The 19,699-nt window shown below is 62.4% G+C and carries 16 protein-coding genes and 1 pseudogene; 10 read left to right on the top strand and 7 right to left on the bottom strand.

What is annotated here, in order from left to right; all coding sequences use genetic code 11:
- Window positions 1–8 precede the first annotated feature (8 nt).
- Complete coding sequence (locus tag EFD56_RS24110; RefSeq protein WP_003587651.1) at window positions 9–482, bottom strand: Lrp/AsnC family transcriptional regulator; 474 nt, start codon at window positions 480–482, stop codon at window positions 9–11.
- A 143-nt stretch (window positions 483–625) separates the two neighbouring features.
- Between EFD56_RS24110 and EFD56_RS24105 the strand changes: the two genes are divergently transcribed.
- Window positions 626–1,528, top strand: coding sequence for a DMT family transporter (locus EFD56_RS24105; RefSeq protein WP_126906486.1), 903 nt, complete (start codon window positions 626–628; stop codon window positions 1,526–1,528).
- 81 nt (window positions 1,529–1,609) lie between these two features.
- Here the strand turns inward: EFD56_RS24105 and EFD56_RS24100 are convergent, their stop codons facing one another.
- The 3 genes from EFD56_RS24100 to EFD56_RS24090 form a co-directional block, all read right to left on the bottom strand.
- Window positions 1,610–2,224: a L,D-transpeptidase gene (locus tag EFD56_RS24100; RefSeq protein WP_004672572.1), complete on the bottom strand. Its 615-nt coding sequence runs from the start codon at window positions 2,222–2,224 to the stop codon at window positions 1,610–1,612.
- 117 nt (window positions 2,225–2,341) lie between these two features.
- Window positions 2,342–2,911, bottom strand: a complete 570-nt coding sequence (locus EFD56_RS24095; protein ID WP_125461090.1) for a hypothetical protein — start codon at window positions 2,909–2,911, stop codon at window positions 2,342–2,344.
- Window positions 2,912–3,006: 95 nt separating this feature from the next.
- Window positions 3,007–4,671, bottom strand: a complete 1,665-nt coding sequence (locus EFD56_RS24090; RefSeq protein WP_126906485.1) for an electron transfer flavoprotein-ubiquinone oxidoreductase — start codon at window positions 4,669–4,671, stop codon at window positions 3,007–3,009.
- Between the two features lie 243 nt (window positions 4,672–4,914).
- Here EFD56_RS24090 and EFD56_RS24085 point away from each other — a divergent pair, with 243 nt between their 5' ends.
- Complete coding sequence (locus EFD56_RS24085) at window positions 4,915–5,703, top strand: SDR family oxidoreductase (RefSeq protein ID WP_004670411.1); 789 nt, start codon at window positions 4,915–4,917, stop codon at window positions 5,701–5,703.
- A gap of 9 nt (window positions 5,704–5,712) precedes the next feature.
- Here EFD56_RS24085 and EFD56_RS24080 read toward each other — a convergent pair whose 3' ends face one another.
- Window positions 5,713–6,594 (bottom strand): phosphotransferase family protein, encoded by an 882-nt coding sequence (locus EFD56_RS24080; protein ID WP_085742103.1) that lies wholly within the window; start codon window positions 6,592–6,594, stop codon window positions 5,713–5,715.
- A 271-nt stretch (window positions 6,595–6,865) separates the two neighbouring features.
- On the opposite strand from EFD56_RS24080, the gene EFD56_RS24075 reads away from it, so the two are divergent.
- The 6 genes from EFD56_RS24075 to EFD56_RS32755 all read left to right on the top strand — a co-directional run bounded on the left by EFD56_RS24075 (window position 6,866) and on the right by EFD56_RS32755 (window position 14,325).
- Window positions 6,866–8,176, top strand: a complete 1,311-nt coding sequence (locus EFD56_RS24075) for an efflux RND transporter periplasmic adaptor subunit (RefSeq protein WP_126906484.1) — start codon at window positions 6,866–6,868, stop codon at window positions 8,174–8,176.
- Window positions 8,173–11,289, top strand: a complete 3,117-nt coding sequence (locus tag EFD56_RS24070) for an efflux RND transporter permease subunit (RefSeq protein WP_126906483.1) — start codon at window positions 8,173–8,175, stop codon at window positions 11,287–11,289. Before EFD56_RS24075 ends, EFD56_RS24070 begins: the two co-directional genes overlap by 4 nt.
- A 216-nt stretch (window positions 11,290–11,505) precedes the next feature.
- Window positions 11,506–12,798: an Hsp70 family protein gene (locus EFD56_RS24065; RefSeq protein WP_126906482.1), complete on the top strand. Its 1,293-nt coding sequence runs from the start codon at window positions 11,506–11,508 to the stop codon at window positions 12,796–12,798.
- Window positions 12,799–12,867: 69 nt separating this feature from the next.
- The gene (locus EFD56_RS24060; RefSeq protein ID WP_126906481.1) at window positions 12,868–13,758 is read left to right on the top strand and encodes a uracil-DNA glycosylase; all 891 of its coding nucleotides are present in this window, start codon (window positions 12,868–12,870) and stop codon (window positions 13,756–13,758) included.
- Between the two features lie 132 nt (window positions 13,759–13,890).
- The gene (locus EFD56_RS24055; protein WP_010000817.1) at window positions 13,891–14,082 is read left to right on the top strand and encodes a hypothetical protein; all 192 of its coding nucleotides are present in this window, start codon (window positions 13,891–13,893) and stop codon (window positions 14,080–14,082) included.
- Between the two features lie 96 nt (window positions 14,083–14,178).
- Window positions 14,179–14,325: a hypothetical protein gene (locus tag EFD56_RS32755; protein WP_010000818.1), complete on the top strand. Its 147-nt coding sequence runs from the start codon at window positions 14,179–14,181 to the stop codon at window positions 14,323–14,325.
- Here the strand turns inward: EFD56_RS32755 and EFD56_RS24050 are convergent, their stop codons facing one another.
- Together EFD56_RS24050 and EFD56_RS24045 are read right to left on the bottom strand one after the other, a co-directional pair.
- Window positions 14,326–15,198, bottom strand: a complete 873-nt coding sequence (locus tag EFD56_RS24050) for a hypothetical protein (RefSeq protein WP_085742098.1) — start codon at window positions 15,196–15,198, stop codon at window positions 14,326–14,328.
- Window positions 15,199–15,437: 239 nt separating this feature from the next.
- Entirely contained in the window at window positions 15,438–16,376 is a 939-nt protein-coding gene (locus EFD56_RS24045; RefSeq protein WP_064817807.1) for a DMT family transporter, read from the bottom strand.
- Between the two features lie 168 nt (window positions 16,377–16,544).
- Here EFD56_RS24045 and EFD56_RS33600 point away from each other — a divergent pair.
- Both EFD56_RS33600 and pepN read left to right on the top strand, forming a co-directional pair.
- Window positions 16,545–16,766: pseudogene (locus EFD56_RS33600) on the top strand (methyl-accepting chemotaxis protein); the annotation flags it as partial.
- 186 nt (window positions 16,767–16,952) lie between these two features.
- The gene (gene pepN / locus EFD56_RS24035; RefSeq protein WP_085742097.1) at window positions 16,953–19,601 is read left to right on the top strand and encodes an aminopeptidase N; all 2,649 of its coding nucleotides are present in this window, start codon (window positions 16,953–16,955) and stop codon (window positions 19,599–19,601) included.
- The last annotated feature ends 98 nt before the right edge of the window (window positions 19,602–19,699 follow it).

Below are 19,699 nucleotides of genomic sequence, written 5' to 3'. Positions count from 1 at the left end.
CCGAGGGATTATTTTCCCTCCGGCAGCTTCAGCGGCCCGTGCGTCTTGATGCTGCGGATGGCGAAGTTGGAGCGGATGTCGCTGACATTCGGCAAGGTCAGCAGCGTTTCGGTCAGAAGCCGTTCATAGGCGGCGAGATCCTCCACCACCACTTCGGCGAGGAAATCGGCGGTGCCTGATATCAGGAAGCAGGAGACGATCTCGGGAATGGCGAGCAGCGCCTTCTGCTGGGCCTCGGAATTCTCGCGGCTGTGGTGGACGACCTTGAATTCGACGAAGACCGTCAGGCCGAGGCCAACTTCCTTGCGGTCGATATCGGCGGTGTAGCCGCGGATGATGCCGGAGCGTTCGAGGTTGCGGATGCGGCGCAGGCAGGGCGACGGCGAAAGGTTCACCTTCTCGGCGATTTCGACATTGGTGGCGCGCGCATCCTCCTGCAGGCACTTCAGGATGGCGATATCGAATTTATCGAGATTTGGCATTTTCGTGATCCTCGGCGGCGTCGATTGGCAGAAGATTGCGCTTAGCACGATTTTCAAGCCACAGATAGCAAGGACATGCCCCACCCTCCTGATCTAATCTTTTCCTCGACCGGAAGGCTCCGGATGAAGGAAGGGACAGGACGATGACCACCATTGCATTTACCAACGACAAGTCGCCATCGCAGGCACTGGGTTATGCCGGCGGCGCTGTTACCGTGCTGATCTGGGCGACATGGTTTCTCGTCACCCGCCACAGCGCGGCAACGCCGCTCGGCTCGATCGATATCGGGCTGATCCGTTTCGGCATTCCGGCCCTCGTGCTTTCGCCCGTGTGGCTGAGGACGGGACTGCTGCCGAAGGGCCTGCCGCTTCATCTGCTCGTGATCATGGTGTCCGGTTCCGGCGCCGTCTTCTTTCTGCTGACCACCTTCGCAATCCATTCGACGCCGGCTGCCTCGTCGGGCATTCTGCTCGGCGGCTCCATGCCGCTCGCCACAGCGCTGATCGGGGTTGGGCTGTTTGCCGAGAGGCCTGACAGCACACGTATTGCCGGGCTGGTCGCAATCGTTGCCGGCGTGCTGATCCTGCTGACCCGCAGCCTTGCCGACGCCTCGCTGCCATGGACAAGTTTCGTGCTGCTGCCGGCCGGCGCTCTTCTGTGGGCGAGCTATACGCATGCCTTCCGCCGCTCCGGCCTGACGGCCCTGCAGGCGAGCGCGCTCATCGCCGTCTGGTCCTTCCTGATCATGGGAGCGCTGGCGCTGATCTTCGGCATCTCACTGCCGCAGGCGCCCCTGCAGGAAATCGGCCTGCAGGCGTTGAGCCAGGGCATTCTTTCCGGCCTCGTCGCCATGCTCGCCTACGGCACCGCGGTCAGAACTCTCGGCGGCACGCAGGCCGCCGCCTTCACGGCGCTGACGCCGGTGCTGGCGACGCTGGGCGGCGGCTTGCTGCTCGGCGAAACGGTCGGCATTGCCGAGGTCAGCGCGGCTGTCGTCACCGGCATCGGCGTGGCGCTTTCCACCGGGATCGCGGCACGTCGCTGACCATCGGCCACCATCAAATAATATGGAAGCCGCCGGCAGCCATCGCTGCGGCGGCTTTTTCAATGGCCTGATTTTGCCCGTTCAAGCCTGGATGACGACGACCCTGGCGCCGACTTCGACGCGGTCATAGAGGTCGATCACGTCATGGTTCATCATGCGGATACAGCCGCTCGACATGGCGAGCCCGATCGACTGCGGCTGGTTGGTGCCGTGAATGCGGAAATGCGTGTCGCCGCCCCCGCGATAGAGATACATAGCGCGAGCGCCGAGCGGATTGTTCGGGCCGCCGGGCATGCCGCCGGCAAGCTTGCGATAGCGTTCTTCGCGGCGCTGCATGTTTTCCGTCGGTGTCCAGCTCGGCCATTCGGCCTTGCGGCCGATATAGGCGTCACCGGCAAAGGCCAGCCCCTCGCGGCCGACCCCGACACCGTAGCGCATCGCCCTGCCGTCGCCGAGGACATAGTAAGCGCGGCGCGCCGGCGTATCGACGACGATCGTGCCCGCCGCATGCGTGGTTTCGTAGGCCACCTCCTGGCGGCGCAGCTCCGGCTTGATCTTGTCGATCGGCACCTGCTTCAACGGAAATTTTTCATCCGGAAGTGCGGCGTAATTGGTCTGGCTGTTCAAGCCTGTCGAAGAGCAACCGGCCACGACAAACGGCAGAGCAATCAGAAAGCCCCGGCGGGAGATCGTCATGAATGTGTCCTTAGTGCGTCAAGATGATGTCGCAAGCTAAGGAGATTATGGTTAATGAAACGCTAAAGGAGCACAGCAGACAGAGATAACGACTGCGTTATCATGTATAGCCCACCGCTATTTCACGACAGTTTCAACATTGCCCGCCAGCGCGAGATATTGATCAGCCGAAAAGTTTTCCCATCCGTCTTGCGGCGCACGATCGAGTTGTGGCGAAAGAGCGGAATAGATACCGAAGAATCCATCGGAGAGTTGGTGGCGCCGGGCCATGTAAGCCGCCTTCGATAGGCCGCCCTCGCTTTCCCGACTCAGGATTTCTTCGCTCCCTGCCGACATTGACCAGACCAACCGGGTGTTCGCCGTGCAAATGTCGACAACAGGATTCCCGCCGGCACAACTGCCTACGACGATTTCGTCATCCCCCCAGATGTCCCGGCGCAAGAAATCCGAGAGTCGCATTTGATCGTGGAACCCACCGGTTGCGATGCGAAGGCGTGCAATGCGAATATATTTCTTATCCGGCGGCGGAAGCTGCGGCACCTTGATGGTCTGCAGCAGATAGGGCGGCTCCGACTCGAAGCGGATTTCGAGAAAGGGCCGGTAGCCCCAGAGTAGAGGCACGGGCGCCTCGCTTCCGCCATCCATCCACCAGTCGGGCGGTCCCAGAAATTCCGAGACCTCGCGCATCGTCGCGCCACGCGTAAGCGGCCCGAGCGCTCCTGTTCGCAGAAAGGAGAGCAGGGAAAGCGTAGCAGATCTGGGATGGCGGACGACCATCCGATCTACATGTTCGGATAGACCGGCCCCTCGCCGCCCTGCGGCGGCACCCAGTTGATGTTCTGGTTGGGATCCTTGATGTCGCAGGTCTTGCAGTGCACGCAGTTCTGGGCGTTGATGACGAAGGTGTCCTCGCCGTCCTTCTCCACCCACTCATAGACGCCGGCCGGACAGTAGCGCGTCGACGGACCGGCATAGATGCCGAGCTCGGAGCTCTTCTGCAGGCCCATGTCCTTGACCTGCAGATGCACCGGCTGATCTTCCTCGTGATTGGTGTTCGACAGGAACACCGAGGACAGGCGGTCGAAGGTCAAAACGCCGTCCGGTTTCGGATAGGCGATCGGCTTGTGCTGGGATGCCGGCTCCAGCGACTGCGCATCGGTCTTGCCATGGCCAAGCGTGCCGAAGAAGGAGAAGCCCAACAGCGTGTTGGTCCACATGTCGAGCCCGCCGAGCGCCACGCCGAGCGCCGTGCCGAACTTCGACCACAGCGGCTTGACGTTACGGACACGCTTGAGATCGCGGCCGATGTCGCCCTTGCGCCAGTCGGTCTCGATCTCGACGACCTCGTCATGGCTGCGGCCGGCTGCGATGGCCGCCGCCAGCTTCTCGGCCGCCAGCATGCCCGACAGCACGGCATTGTGGCTGCCCTTGATGCGCGGCACGTTGACGAGGCCGGCCGAACAGCCGATCAGCGCGCCGCCGGGGAAGGTGAGCTTCGGCACCGACTGATAACCGCCCTCGGTGATGGCGCGCGCCCCATAGGAGAGCCGCTTGCCGCCTTCGAAGGTGCCGCGGATCGCCGGATGCGTCTTGAAGCGCTGGAATTCCTCGAACGGGTAGAGATAGGGGTTCTTGTAGTTCAGGTGGACGACGAAGCCGACCGCCACCAGATTGTCTTCGAGGTGATAGAGGAAGGAGCCGCCGCCGGTCTTCATGCCGAGCGGCCAGCCGAAGGAGTGCTGCACCAGGCCCTGCTTGTGGTGCTCGGGCTTGACCTGCCAGAGCTCCTTGATGCCGATGCCGAACTTTTGCGGTTCGCGGTCCTTCTGCAGATCGAACTTGGCGATCAACTGCTTCGCGAGCGAGCCGCGTACGCCTTCGCCGATCAGCGTATATTTGCCGCGCAGTTCCATGCCGCGGGTGTAGTTCGGGCCGGGCTCGCCGTTCTTCTCGATGCCCATGTCGCCGGTGGCGACACCGATCACCGCACCCTTGTCGTCGTAGAGCACTTCGGTGGCGGCAAAGCCCGGATAGATTTCGACGCCGAGCTCTTCCGCCTTGCCCGCCAGCCAGCGACAGACATTGCCGAGCGAGACGATGTAATTGCCGTGATTGTTCATCAAGGGCGGCATCATGACATTCGGCAGGCGGATCGAGCCGGCCGGGCCGAGCAGCAGGAAATGATCGGATGTGACTTCCGTCTTGAACGGATGATCGGCCTCATCGCGCCAGCCGGGCAGCAGCCGGTCGATGCCGATCGGGTCGACGACGGCGCCCGAGAGAATATGGGCGCCGACCTCCGAGCCCTTCTCCAGCACGACGACCGACAATTCCGGATCGACCTGCTTCAGCCGGATCGCCGCCGCAAGCCCGGCAGGGCCTGCGCCGACGATTACGACGTCGAATTCCATGCTCTCGCGTTCGGGCAGCTCAGTCGTCTCGGTCATTCACTCGTCTCCGCTTGGCCGTCTGCGGCCATCATCCCATGGGTGACTTTCTTGTCAAAACGGCGAAGCATTGTCGAGCCGGGATGCGACAGCCAATCTCCAATTCGCACAATGATCTTTCCGCCGATCCGAGATTTACGATAACGCTTACGTTAACGTCAATTACGAAAGCGGTGCCGCACCCTCTCTTTCCTTTTTCGTTGTCTGCGCCTTATACATCGCTGAACGTCATCGGAGAAAATCATGGATCTCGGCATCAAGGGCAAAAGAGCGCTCGTTCTCGCCTCCTCGCGCGGGCTTGGCCTCGGCATCGCCGTCGCGCTGGCGCGGGAGGGCGCAAACGTGCTGCTCTGCGGGCGCAGCGGCGAGCAGCTGGAGGCCAATTGCAAGGCGATCAACAGCGAGGGCCACGGCCGGGCAGACTGGATCTGGGCCGACCTCGCAGACGAGGGCTTCGTCGAGACGGCGAAGACGGCCGTGAAGGACAAGTTCGGCGGCCTCGATATCCTCGTCAACAATACCGGCGGCCCGACGCCCGGCACGACCGAGGAGATGACGGCCCAGAAGCTTGAAACCTATTTCCTCTCGATGGTCGCCCGGGTGATCACGCTCACCAATGCGCTACTGCCTGATATGAAGGCGCAGGGCTGGGGTCGCATCCTGACGGTCGCCTCGTCGGGCGTCATCGAGCCGATCGCCAACCTGGCGCTGTCGAATACGCTGCGCCCCGCGCTTGCCGGCTGGAGCAAGACGCTCGCCTCCGAAGTGGCGCATTTCGGCATCACCACCAACCTGCTGCTGCCGGGCAGCATTCTGACGGCGCGGCTCGACGATCTCGATGGTGCCGCGGCAAAGCGGACGGGCAAAAGCGTGGAGGAAATCCGAACCGACAAGGAGGCGCGCATTCCTGTCGGCCGCTACGGCCGGGTGGAGGAGTTTGCAGCAACCGCGGCCTTCCTGTGCAGCCAGCCGGCAAGTTACATCACCGGCTCGCTCATCCGCTGCGACGGCGGCGCGGCACGATCCGTCTAATTGATTCTCTCAGACGAGGCGGGCTGCGGCGGCTGCCCAGTTCGCCGCGCTGCGGATCATCTGTTCGACATTGGCCGGATCGTCGGCAAGTTCGGCGAGTTCGGAAAGCCTGTGGAAGCCGGTCATGATCGCGATGCGCCGTCGGTCAAGCCGGCGCCCGGTCAGGATCTCATAGGCCGCGACGATGCGTGCGGTCAGATCGGGCGAGATGAAGTTCGAATAGATGAACTCCTGATGCAACGGCCCGAAACCGGAATCGGCGAAATCGTAAATGCCGTTGAGCCTGCCGTGGCGAAAGTCGAAGGCCATGTTCCAGCCATGGCCGTCGAAAAAGCCGTAGACATTGCCGTAAGGATCCGGCGGCAGGAATTCGAAATCCGAAACCACGGTCTCGGCAAAGCGCTGGATATCAGCCGGCAGCAGCGGCAAGGCCTTCGCTCGCACCACGGCCGGCGATTGCCACGGCTGGATCGCCGCTGCGCCGGCCGCGCGCAGGCGGTCGGCGTCGAGCGCATGCAGCTCGGCGTAAAACCGCGCGAGATCATCCGCCAGACGCTGGCGTACGCCCTCCCCGAGCGCCTCGTAATCTTGGTCAATGAGATGTTCGCCCTCGAGCTTGGCGTGACAGGAGAAGATCGGCGGCCCGTCGTGAATGCGCATATCGGGAACCGCCATCGATAGCGACGGCCTGATGATGTCGAGCAAGGCCGCTTCCTTCACCAGCGCCCTTTCGGCGCCGAGATGGCGGGGAAACTTGAAGATCAGCGTGTCGTCGACATCGACCGCTATCGAATCCCAGCTTTTTGCAGACAGCTTGAAGACGGAGGCCGTCAGGTGGGGAAACACGCTTGTGATGAGTATGCGAAAATCGCTGGTGTCCAACTCAGTCATGACGAGCTGCCTTCTCTGTTTTTCCGCTATTCCTTGTGTGCAGCGACCCGCATGGGGAGCGGCTTCGGCTTGCCGGCAACGCCGCCGCGGAGCCGCGTCAAGCGCACCCGGCTATATTAGTATAATTTGAATATTACGGAATATTCATTACAAAAATTTAAGCCGTTATAACCACTTAGTGATCGCGACCGGGGAATTATGTCTTTTTTGCGCCGCAATAAAAGCGGCTCAATCAAGCATAAATTCGCAACCCTGCTCAACCGGTCTCGCCATGAAGAAATTTTGGATCACCGTCAGTATTATCGCCGTTGCCGCCGTCGGTCTCTGGCAATTCGGCAATTTGATCCCCTACGCCTCGCGCATTCCCTACCTCTCGCAGCTGATCAGACAGCCGGCGGCCGGCAATGACAGCGGCCAGCAGGCTGAGGGCGGCCAGGCACAGGTCGATCCATCGCAAAATGGCAGTCAACGTCAGGGCGGCGGCCGCAGGCGCGGCGGCGGCGGTCCGACCGTCGTCAAGACCGTCGCAGCGGCCAAAACGACGCTGCCGATGGATGTGACGGCGTCCGGCTGGGCCGACGCGGATGACAATACCACCATCGCCGCACAGGAACAGGGGCTGATCGTCAGCATCGCTGCGCAGGACGGGGCGACCGTCAAGGCCGGCGACCTGATCGCCAAACTCGATGACCGGACGGCCAAGGCCGCCGTCGACAAGGACAATGCGATGATCGTGCGCGACACGGCGACGCTTTCGGAAGCCGAGACCGCGCTGGTGCGGGCGCAGGACCTGTTCGACCAGAAAGCCGGCACCCAGCAGAGCCTCGATCAGGCGAGAGCCGCGCGTGACACCGCCGCCGCCACCGTCGATGCGGACAAGGCGACACTTGCCTCCGATCAGATCCTGCTCGAGCATACCGATATCCGCGCGCCCTTCGACGGCCGGCTCGGCGATATCGCCGTCAGCAAGGGCGCCTTCCTCAACGCCGGCGCGGCCATCGTCACCATCGCCAAATACGATCCGATCTATGTGAAATTCCACCTGCAGGAACGATATCTGCGCGTGCTGAAGAAAGCCCTGGCTGCCGGTCCGGTCGAGGTCAGCACGGTTCCCGCCTCCACCAAGGGCCAGGTCCGCAAGGGCGAAATCAGCTTCTACGACAACACGGTCGATACCGCCTCGGGCACGATCCTCGCCAAGGCGAAATTCGAGAACGCCTCTGGCGCCCTCTGGCCCGGCCAGTCGGTCAATATCGTGGTGCATTTCAACAATGATGAACAGCAGGTGGTGGTGCCGACGGTTGCCGTCAGCCCCGGCCCGGACGGTTTCTTCGCCTTCGTCGCCAAGGATGGCAAATCGCGGCTGACGCCGGTGACCGTCGCCCGCGCCAATGGCGGCTTCACCGCGATTGAATCAGGCCTTTCCGAAGGCGACCATGTCGTCGTCGAGGGCCAGGGCCAGCTCAGCGATCAACAAGCGATCCACGAACAGTTCGACGAAAAGGCGCTCGATGTCGCTTCCGCCGACGCGCCTCGGCAGCCCCAGCAGTCCGCGACGATCACGGTGGGAGCGCAGCAATGATCCCGAATTTCTGTATCCAGCGCCCCGTCGCGACGACGCTGCTTGCGATCGGCGTCATTCTGGCCGGCCTTGCCGGTTACCGGCTCGTGCCGGTCGCGGCCCTGCCCCAGGTCGATTTTCCGACGATCAACGTTTCGGCGCAGCTGAGCGGTGCCTCGCCGCAGACGATGGCAACGTCGGTCGCCACGCCGCTGATCAAGCAGTTCGAGACCATTCCCGGCATCAGTGAGATCAGCGCCTCAAGCTCGCTCGGCAGCACCAGCATCGTGCTGCAGTTCGACCTCAATCGCAATATCGACGCGGCCGCGGCCGACGTGCAGGCGGCGATCTCGCATGCGACCCGGCAGCTGCCCGACAATCTGACGACGCCGCCGAGCTACCGCAAGACCAACCCGGCCGATGCGCCGGTCATGCTGCTCTCCGTGCAGAGCAACACCATGCCGCGCAGCAAGCTCGACGAGATCGCCGAAGATATCATCTCGCCGTCGCTGTCGACGCTTCCGGGTGTCGCCCAGGTCAGCGTCTTCGGCGCACAGACCTATGCGGTGCGCGTCGAGGTCGACCCCAACAAGCTTCTGGCCCGCGGCATCGGCATCGACACCGTCAACAAGGCGCTTTCTGCCGCCAACAGCCAGCAGCCCGTGGGCACGCTGCAGAACAATGCGCAGAGCATGACCATCACGGCGAATACGCAACGCACCAATGCCGAGCAGTTCCGCTCGCTCGTGATCGCCAATCCGAACGGCGCGCCGATCCATCTCGGCGATGTCGCCGACGTCCAGGATGGCGTCGAGAACCAGTATACCGGCAGCTGGTATGATGGGCAGCGCGGCATCATCCTCGCCATTCAGCGGCAACCCGATGCCAACACGGTCGACGTCGTCGATGCGATCAACGCCAAGCTGCCGCAGCTTCACGCCGAAATCCCGGCTTCAGTCACGACTGTCGTCATGAATGACGCCGCAAAACCCATTCGCGCCGCCATCGCCGACGTGAAATTCACGCTGTTCCTGACGATCGGCCTCGTCGTCCTGGTCATCTACCTCTTCACCGGCCATGCGACCGCGACGATCATTCCGGGGCTTGCCGTTCCGCTGTCGCTGATTTCGACCTTCGGCATGATGTATGTGCTCGGCTACAGCATCGACAATATCTCGCTGCTCGGGCTGACGCTCGCGGTGGGGCTGGTCGTCGACGACGCCATCGTCATGCTGGAAAATATCCTGCGCCATGTCGAGGAAGGCATGCCGGTGCGGGAGGCGGCGATCAAGGGTGCCGGCGAAGTCAGCTACACCATCATCTCCATGTCGGTTTCGCTGATCGCTGTCTTCATCCCGATCCTGCTGATGGGCGGCGTCGTCGGCCGCGTCTTCAACGAATTCGGCATGGTGGTGGCGATCGCCATCATCTCGTCGGCCATCGTCTCGCTGACCGTGACGCCGATGCTCGGCTCGCGCCTGTCCAACAATCACAGCCGCCCGCCGCTCCTGATCCGCCTCTTCGATGCCGGTTTCGAGCGGACACTGCGCGGCTATGACCGGTCGGTCGGCTGGTGCCTGCGCCATCGCGTCACCATCCTCGGCGTGTTCCTCGGCTCGGTGGCGCTGACGGTCTATTTCTTCATGACGCTGCCGACGAGCTTCTTCCCGCAGGAGGATATTGGCCGCTTGACAATCAGCACCCAGGCTCGCCAGGACATTTCCTATTCCGCCATGGAGGCGCTGCAGCAGCAGGCGGCGGCCGCTGTCAAGGCGAACCCGGCGGTCAACCACGTGATGTCGACGATCGGTGGCAACCCGAACAAACCGCAGAACAACGGCTCGATGTTCGTCGAACTCAAGGACAAGAAGGAGCGCCCGCCGCTTGACCAGACGCTGCGCGAGCTGCGCACGGCGATCAACAAGATCCCCGGATTGCAGGCCTTCGTGACGCCGAACCAGAGCCTGCGCTTCGGCGGCCGCCAGACCGCCAGTCAGTATCAGCTGGTCATCCAGGCGCTGAGCGCCGACCAGACCAACCTCTGGGCCGGCAAGATCCAAGCGGCGATGCGCAAGGACCGGCTTTTCACCGACGTCACGTCGGACGCCCAGAACAACGCCCTGCAGGCCAATATCGTCATCGACACCGAGCGGGCGGCCGCCTACGGGATCGACAATGATACGCTGCGCACGACGCTGCAGGAATCCTTCAGCGGATATACGGCGGCCGAGATCCAGTCGACCGGCGACAGTTACGACGTCATCGTCGAATACGACACCAGCAAACCCTGGGACGACCAGAAACTGGCGGAAATCCGTGTCGCCTCGTCCAATGGCAGTCTGGTGCCGCTGTCGAACTTCGCGCATGTGCAACGTACCACCGGCCCTGTTACCATCAACCAGACGGGCCAGCTCGTCTCGACCACCGTGTCCTTCAATTTGCCGGAGGGCGTCTCGCTCAGCGACGCGACGGCGGCGATCGATGAGATCAAGAAGGAGATCAGCCTGCCGGCCGACGTCTTCACATCCTATGGCGGGACGGCGGAAATCTTCCAGCAGTCGCAGGGCAACACGCCTTATCTGATCCTGGCGGCCGTGTTGACCATCTATGTCGTGCTCGGCGTGCTCTATGAAAGCTTCATCCATCCGCTGACCATTCTCTCCGGCCTGCCGGCGGCGGCCTTCGGCGCGCTGCTGGCGTTGAAGATCATGGGCTTCGATCTGTCGATCATCGCGCTCATCGGCCTGCTGATGCTGATCGGCATCGTCAAGAAGAACGCGATCATGATGATCGACGTGGCGGTGGAGACCATGCGCACGACCGGCGAAAAGGCGACGGCGGCGATCCACGAGGCCTGCGTGCGGCGCTTCCGGCCGATCATGATGACGACCTTCTGCGCCCTGCTCGGCGCTCTGCCGATCGCGCTCGGCACCGGCGCAAGCTCGGAGCTGCGCCAGCCGCTCGGCATTGCCGTCGTCGGCGGCCTTGTCGTCTCGCAGCTGCTGACGTTGTTCATCACCCCTGTCATCTTCGTCGAGATGGACCGCTTCGGAAACTTCCTCGGCCGGCTGATGGGCCATAAGAAGGTCGAGGCACCGGTGTTGCAGGAGGCAAGGGCGATGGCTGCCGAATGATGATGGCCCTCTGACTTCCGCGCCGCTCAGCCCTTGAGGCGCACTTCTTTTCCCCGGCCAGGAGAAGAAGTGCGCCGGCGCTCGCATCAGCTTTCGATCCTCTTGAATGTGTCACGCCTCTGTGGCATCACCCGCCCTCCTTGATCCGGGCGTTGACACGCCCTTGCGGAGCAACGCTCCGTCTCCAATAACAATCGGCATGAAAGAGGTGCGGGCATGGCTCAGGCGCTGGGTTTGGACTTCGGCACGACCAATACGGTTCTCGCCACGGCGGATGGCGGGGCGACGCACTCGATGGCGTTCACGAGCACGGCGGGCACGGCCGACAGCATGCGCACGGCGCTGTCCTTCATGAAGGATGCGCAGCTCGGCGCCTCGGCACTGAAGGTGGAGGCCGGTCATGCGGCGATCCGCCAGTTCATCGACAATCCCGGCGAATGCCGCTTTCTGCAGTCGATCAAGACCTTTGCGGCGAGCGCGCTGTTCCAGGGCACGCTGATCTTCGCCAAGCGGCATAATTTCGAAGACCTGATGGAGGTTTTCATCAGGCGCCTGCGCAACTATGCCGGTGACAGCTGGCCGTCCGATGTCAGCCGCATCGTCACCGGCCGTCCGGTACATTTCGCCGGCGCCAGCCCAGATCCTGATCTGGCCACCCAACGTTATAACGAGGCGCTATCGCGCTTCGGCTTTCCCGAAATCCACTATGTCTACGAGCCGGTCGCCGCCGCTTTCTATTTCGCGCAGAACCTGAAGCGGGATGCGACCGTGCTGGTTGCCGATTTCGGCGGCGGCACGACAGACTATTCGCTGATCCGCTTCGAGACCGTCGCCGGCAGACTGACGGCAACGCCGATCGGTCACTCCGGCGTCGGCGTCGCCGGCGATCACTTCGACTACAGGATGATCGACAACATCGTCGCGCCGCTGATCGGCAAGGGCAGCCATTTCAAAAGCTTCGACAAGATCCTTGAAGTGCCGTCCAACTATTATTCCAGCTTCGGCCGCTGGAACCAGCTGTCGATCTTCAAGACCACGCGCGAATTCGAGGATCTGAAGAAACTGGTGCGCACCAGCCTGGAACCGGAAAAGCTGGAGATTTTCATCGACCTCATCGATCATGACGAGGGATATCCGCTCTATCAGGCGGTATCGGCGACGAAGATGGCGCTCTCGGCGGCCGACGAGGCGCCCTTCGATTTCGCACCGCTCGGCCGCAGCGGCCACCGCAGCGTCCGGCGCAGCGATTTCGAAGGCTGGATCGCCGACGATCTCGCCCGCATCGAAGGCGCGCTCGACGAAGTGCTCGAAAATACCAATACGAAGCCTGCCGAGATCGACAAGGTGTTCCTGACCGGCGGCACGTCCTTCGTGCCGGCCGTGCGCCGCATCTTCACGGAGCGTTTCGACCGCGACCGGATCGAAAGCGGCGGCGAACTGCTGTCGATCGCCCACGGCCTGGCGCTGATCGGCGAACGCGACGACATCAGGCAATGGACTGTGCAATAGATCCGGCCGGAGCGGCCAATCCTGCCGCCTGCCCTTTCAATGCCGATTTCTCTCCGTTAAACTTGCCGCATGATCTCCGCCAACGACCTTTCCCCCGCCGAGCTTGCAGCGCTTCTGCATTTCCATGCGGATGCCGGCGTGGAGTGGCTGCTGGAGGAAGAGGCGGTCGACCGCTTCGCCGAGTTCGAGGCGATGAAGGCCGCGCGCCGCCCGGCGTCGGCGCAGCAGGAACGCCCTGCGGCCGGGGAGCGCCCTAGCGTCGGAGAACGTCAGACATCGCCGCGCCCGACTGCCGCAGCCCGTCCGGCCCCGGTCTCCGGCCCGCAACCGGCGATTCCGGACGGCGAGGCAGTGCAGCAGGCGCGTTTCGTCGCCGAAGCCGCGCGATCGCTCGGCGAGTTGAAGACCTCGATCGAAGCCTTCAACGGCTGCAATCTCAAACACAGCGCCCGCTCGACCATCTTTGCCAGCGGCGATGCCGAAAGCGGCATCATGGTGATCGGCTCGGCGCCGAGCGCCGAAGACGACCGTGAAGGCCTGCCCTTCTCGGGCAAGTCCGGCCAGTTGTTCGACAAGATGCTGGCGGCGATCGGGCTGAACCGCTCGAGCGTTCTGCTGACGCAGGTCATTCCCTGGCGCCCGCCGGGCAACCGGGCGGCATCGGCGGCCGAGATCGACATCTGCCGGCCCTTCATCGAACGACAGATCGCGCTCGCCGAACCGCAGGCGATCCTGCTGCTCGGCAATTTCGCGGCGCGATTCTTCTTCGGGGAAAACGATACGATTCACGGCTTGCGGGGCCGCTGGAAAGACATCGTCATCGCCGATCGTACCATTCCGGCCATCGCCAGCCTGCATCCCCAGGATCTGTTAACCGCACCCGTCAACAAGCGGCTGGCCTGGAACGATCTTCTCGCCTTCCAGGCAAAACTGAAATCCCTGTCTCTGCTCAGAAATTAGCCGCAGTTGAATAATTTATGAAGCGCGCCATGCATTATTCGCATGGCTGCATCGCGTCAGCACGCATTGCAGAATCTATGTTGCACTGCAATATAAGCCTGTGTCTTGGGAGGAATCACAGGAACCAAGGCCATGAACAAGAGATTTCGTCCTATCCATTCCGGGTTTGATACCCTTCGCCTGGCCGGCGACCAGCTGCGCTCCACACACGGCTACAGCCGCTTCGGCTTCGCCACGAACGAACAGATGATCGCCCGCGGCACTGGCATCAACAGCCGCACGGCGCGCCCGAACGCGATTTTCTCGGACTTCCAGCAATACTGAGCGGCAGTCGCTACAGCGCTGCTGCCTCTTTCCGGACGCACAAATGGTGCTGTAGCGCTTTGAATTTGCTGCCATTTCATGCCAGAGTCATCCACCATGCCAACGATCCTGCTATCGCTTCTGCGCAACATCGAAACCTTCGAGCATATCCGCGCCGCGGTCTGCGCCGCGCGCGAATATGAGCGCGAGCTGTCGGCAACGCCGGCCAGTGCCGCCCCGAGCTCAGCAGCAATCGTGTTGTGATCACATCGTCAGCGCATCGATTTGGGCCGTTGCCCATTCGAAGGCTTCGTCGACATAGGCGAACTTGACCGCCTGCCAGGCGCAATATTCCTCGACGAAGTCACGCGATATCCAAAGATGCGTCTTGCGCGGCTCATCATGCCAGCCGACGCAGCCGCGCTGCGCCGCCTTTGCCAGCAGCCGCTGCAGGTGCGTGCGCGACATCATGAAATCGGCGGCAAGCGCACGGGTTTCGACGCGGCCGACGAGAAACTTGCCCGCCTCGGTGTCTTCCGGCTCCATCCTGGCCATGAAGTTGTCGACGACGAGGCCGCCGGCTTCCGTCCAGAGAAACAACGCCACCTGCGCCGGCGGCTCCCGCCAGCCGGCGTCTTCCAGGCAGTGGCGGGCAATGCGCGGCTGAACGAGCCGCATCAGTGAAGGGTTTGCCTGGAAAATAACCGCCCGCTCACCGCCGTCAAGCAGGTCGAGCGCGGCGAGATTGGCGTGAATCCAGGCAAACATCGCCTGGTGGCTGACAGTGGCGGGCTCGAAATGGCGTGGCCGGCGCCGCTCGTCGCCGGGCGTATGGGCGATGAAGCGGTAGGTATAGAGTTCTTCGATGAAGGCGAGCACGGTATTGCGGCTCGCCACCTTGTGGGCGGTGATGCGGCCGGTCAGCCGAACGGCGGTAAAACCCGAGGTCGGGTCGCGCGGATCATATTCCAGGTGAAGGGCATAGGCGGTCTGGGTCAGCAGCCAGCGCTGGTGGGAGGCGAGCAATCGCGCCAGACGCGGGCCGGCGTCGAACATGCTGCGCGTCTGCCCGGCCAGAAAGCGGATACTCGTCAGAAAGGCGCAATTCCCCGCCAATTGCTCCGCCGTGTATGCCATTATGCTTTTCTCCACCTCCGCTCGCAGACCAGCGTTCGGAGCAGTAATATAGAAAGCCGCCCAGCGGCCATTTCAGACATGCATAGCTTTGAATAAATGATAGTTTCTCATATTGAACAATCATATTCGCCGGGCCGGCGCCATCCTAAGAAATCACCATTTTCTTCGCCCGCCGGCGGCGGGCGCCGCACGACTGCAATCCTCGCGCTGAAATTTTGGATGTCGTGAGCTTGCGGGCATCAGGCCTGCGGCGTCGTCGCCTTGCGGGCTTCCCTTTGTTCGATGCCCAGTTGATGCTCGCGATAGATGATGAAGATACCGGCGCTGACAACGATGACGGTGCCGATCAGCATCGTAACGCTCGGCACGTCGCCGAAGACGAAGTAGCCGACGATGCCGCCAAGCAGGATCGACGTATATTCGAACGGCGCAATGGTGGAGACGTCGGCATGGCGGTAGCTTTCGGTCAGTAGAATCTGCGCGACACCACCACAAAAGCCGGCGGCGATCAGGAAAAGCGCCGACGGCCATGGCAGGACCAGCCAGCCGAAGGGCAGCGAAGCCAGCGAGAAGACCGATGCGGTGAGCGAAAAATACAGGACGATTGTCGCCGTCTTCTCCTCCTCGACGAGGCGACGCACCTGGATCATCGCCATGCCGCCTAGAACCGCCGAGAACAGCACGCAAAGTGCGCCGACGGCCTGTTCCGTTTCCATGCCGCCGTCGCGAAACAGCGTGAGCTTTGGCCAGGAGATGATGGCAACGCCGGCCATACCGACCAGGACGGCGCTCCAGCGATAGATGCGCACGGTCTCGCCGAGAAAAACCGCGGCGAAGATCACGGCGACGAGAGGCAAGGCGTAGCCGAGGGCGATCGCCTCCGGCAGTGGCAGATGCAGGAGGCCGTAAAAACCGAAAGCCATCGACAGAATGCCGATCGTGCCGCGCTTCAGGTGTCCGACCGGATTTTCGGTGTGGAAGGCGGGGCGCAGCTGTCCGATATAGGCGAGATAGGCGATGATCGGGAAGAGCGCGAAGAAGGACCTGCAGAAGGTGACCTGACCCGGCGGAATATCCGGGCCGGCCAGCTTGATGAAAGTCTGCATGGCCAGGAAGACCACGACCGACGAGACTTTCAGCGCAATGCCTCTCATCGGGTTTCTGAGAACCGAGTGCATGATCCTGGCTCTAATGCTGACTTGAACGAACGGGGAGACGCGTTCGACTCGGGAACGCAAAAGGTGACGCCGCCATCGTAGCGAAAGAAAATCCCGCTGCATAATCCTTAAATCGGAATGACGTCGGGATAAATTACGCAGAGGTCCAAAGTTTTACGGCACGGCCGGAACAGGATTATCGCCACCAATCCCACCCTGCTCTTTTCCCGTTTCACGCTCGCCAACCCGGCCGGCCGGGCGAAGGGCAGCGACTACGACGATCATGGCTCGATCGTCGCCTTCGCGCGCCCCCTCGGATACGAGGACTATGGCGGGCTTGGCTGGGACGGCGTTGTCGCACAGCAGACCGAAAGTGACGCGACCATCAAGGCCGCGCTCAATCTGAAATAGCGGCCTTTCTTCCGGCCGCCGCGTCCATCCGTTTCGAACAGGATATTTTGCCCGTGAACTTCGCATTCACGGGCAATTTGCTTTAACTTTAGTTCAGACTTTAATGTAATCATGCCGGCCAATTATTGCAGAGCGCGCCCGCCTCTGTATTCCGCGGTTGTCAAATAACGGTCTTCAGGAAACACCATGCGAACAGATACCGGCCAGGTCATTCATCTGGCAGATTACCGGCCCACCGACTTCGTGCTGGAACGCGTGGACCTGACTTTCGAACTCGATCCGACGGAGACCAAAGTCGAAGCCCGTCTCATCTTTCACCGCCGCCCGGACGCCGACATTACCGCGCCGATCGTGCTCGACGGCGACGAGCTGACGCTGGCGGGGCTGCTGTTCGACCAGGTGGAGCTCGATCCCTCGCGTTATGACGCGACGCCGGAAAGCCTGACGGTGCGCGACCTGCCGGAGAGCGCGCCCTTCGAGCTGACGATCACCACGATCATCAATCCCGAGGCCAATACCCAGCTGATGGGCCTTTATCGCACCGGCGGCATCTACTGCACCCAGTGCGAGGCGGAGGGCTTCCGCCGCATCACCTATTTCCCCGACCGGCCCGACGTGCTTGCGCCGTTCACCGTCAACATCATCGCCGACAAGGACACCAACCCGCTGCTGCTGTCGAACGGCAATTTCCTCGGCGGCGCCGGCTACGGCCCCGGCAAGCATTTCGCCGCCTGGTTCGACCCGCATCCGAAGCCGAGCTATCTCTTTGCCCTCGTTGCCGGCGATCTCGGCGTCGTCGAAGATACGTTCACCACCATGTCGGGCCGCGACGTGGTGCTGAAGATCTATGTCGAGCATGGCAAAGAACCGCGCGCGGCCTATGCCATGGATGCGCTGAAACGCTCGATGGCGTGGGACGAAGAGAGGTTCGGGCGCGAATATGATCTCGACATCTTCATGATCGTCGCCGTCTCCGACTTCAACATGGGCGCGATGGAGAACAAGGGCCTCAACGTCTTCAACGACAGATACATCCTTGCCGATCCCGAGACCGCGACCGATGCCGACTACGCCAATATCGAGACGGTCATCGCGCATGAATATTTCCACAACTGGACCGGCAACCGCATCACCTGCCGCGACTGGTTCCAGCTGTGCCTCAAGGAAGGCCTGACGGTCTTCCGCGACCAGGAATTCACCTCCGACCAGCGCTCACGCCCGGTCAAGCGCATCGCCGATGTGCGCCATCTGAAGTCCGAGCAGTTTCCGGAAGATGGCGGCCCGCTCGCTCATCCGGTGCGGCCGACGACATATCGCGAGATCAACAATTTCTATACGAGGACCGTCTACGAGAAGGGCAGCGAAGTGACGCGGATGATCGCGACGCTGCTCGGCAGAGACGGCTTCAAGAAGGGCATGGACCTCTATTTCGACCGCCATGACGGCCAGGCGGTGACGATCGAGGATTTCGTCAAATGCTTCGAGGATGCGACCGGTCGCGACCTCACGCAATTCTCGCTCTGGTATCATCAGGCCGGCACGCCGCTCGTCACCGCATCGGGCAGCTATGATCCGGCGGCCGGCAGCTTCACCCTGTCGCTCGAACAGATGACGCCGGCTACACCCGGCCAGTCGAGCAAGGAACCGATGCATATCCCACTCAGCCTGGCACTCTTCGGCGAAAACGGCGGCAAGATCGCGCCGAGCTCGGTCGAGGGCGCCGAATATGCCGGCGAGGTGCTGCATCTGACCGGCCGCACGCAAACGGCGGTGTTTCATGGCGTCGGCTCGCGCCCCGTCGTCTCGATCAACCGCAGCTTCTCGGCGCCGATCAACCTGCATTTCGATCAAAGCCCGGCCGATCTCGCTCATCTCGCCCGCCACGAAACCGATCATTTCGCCCGCTGGCAGGCGCTGACCGATCTGGCGCTGCCGAACCTTCTGAAAGCAGCCCGCGACGCGCGCGACGGCAAGCCGGTCGCCTGCGAGCCGACCTTCGTCGAGACGCTGATTGCGGCGGCCGCCGACGAAAGCCTCGAGCCCGCCTTCCGCGCCCAGGCGCTGGCACTGCCGAGCGAATCCGATATTGCCCGCGAACTCGGCGGCAACAACGATCCCGACGCCATCCATGCCGGCCGGCAGGCGATCCTCAAGCAGATCGCCGATGCCGGAAAGAATGTCTTTGCCGGCCTCTACGCGGCGATGGCGACATCCGGCGGCTTCAGCCCCGATGCCAAGAGCGCCGGCCTGCGCGCGCTGCGCAATAGCGCGCTGACCTATCTCGCGCAGGCCGAACAGACGCCTGCGCGCGCCAAGGCAGCCTTCGACGCGGCCGACAACATGACCGACCTCAGCCATGCGCTGACGATCCTCGCCCATCGTTTCCCCGACAGTGCGGAGACAAGCCAGGCGCTGGCCGCCTTCCGCGATCGCTTTGCGGAAAACGCGCTCGTCATCGACAAATGGTTCACGATCCAGGCCGGCATTCCGGGCGCCCAGGCGCTGGACCGGGTGCGCGGCCTGATGGAGAACCCGCTGTTCAAGCGGACCAACCCGAACCGGATGCGGGCGCTGGTCGGAACCTTCACCTTTGCCAATCCGACCGGTTTCGGCCGGGCCGACGGCGAAGGCTATCGCTTCCTCGCCGGCCAGATTCTCGAAATCGACGGCCGCAATCCGCAGCTTGCAGCCCGCATCCTCACCTCGATGCGCTCCTGGCGGTCCCTGGAACCGACCCGCGCCGATCACGCCCGCTCCGCACTGATCGAGATCGAGCGGGCGCCCGACCTTTCCACCGACGTGCGCGATATCGTCGAGCGCACGCTCAAAGGGTGATTTGCCTGGACCGGCCGTCGCGCAGCATGCGGCGGCCACTTCGCCCGGCGATTCGAATCGCCAAAAAATACCAAAATATAAATAGTTAACGGAATTTT

The sequence above is a fragment of the Rhizobium phaseoli genome (assembly GCF_003985125.1).
GTDB lineage: Bacteria > Pseudomonadota > Alphaproteobacteria > Rhizobiales > Rhizobiaceae > Rhizobium > Rhizobium phaseoli.
The sequence above is the reverse complement of the archived record's forward strand: the minus strand, read 5'-3'. Positions and strand labels throughout refer to the sequence as shown.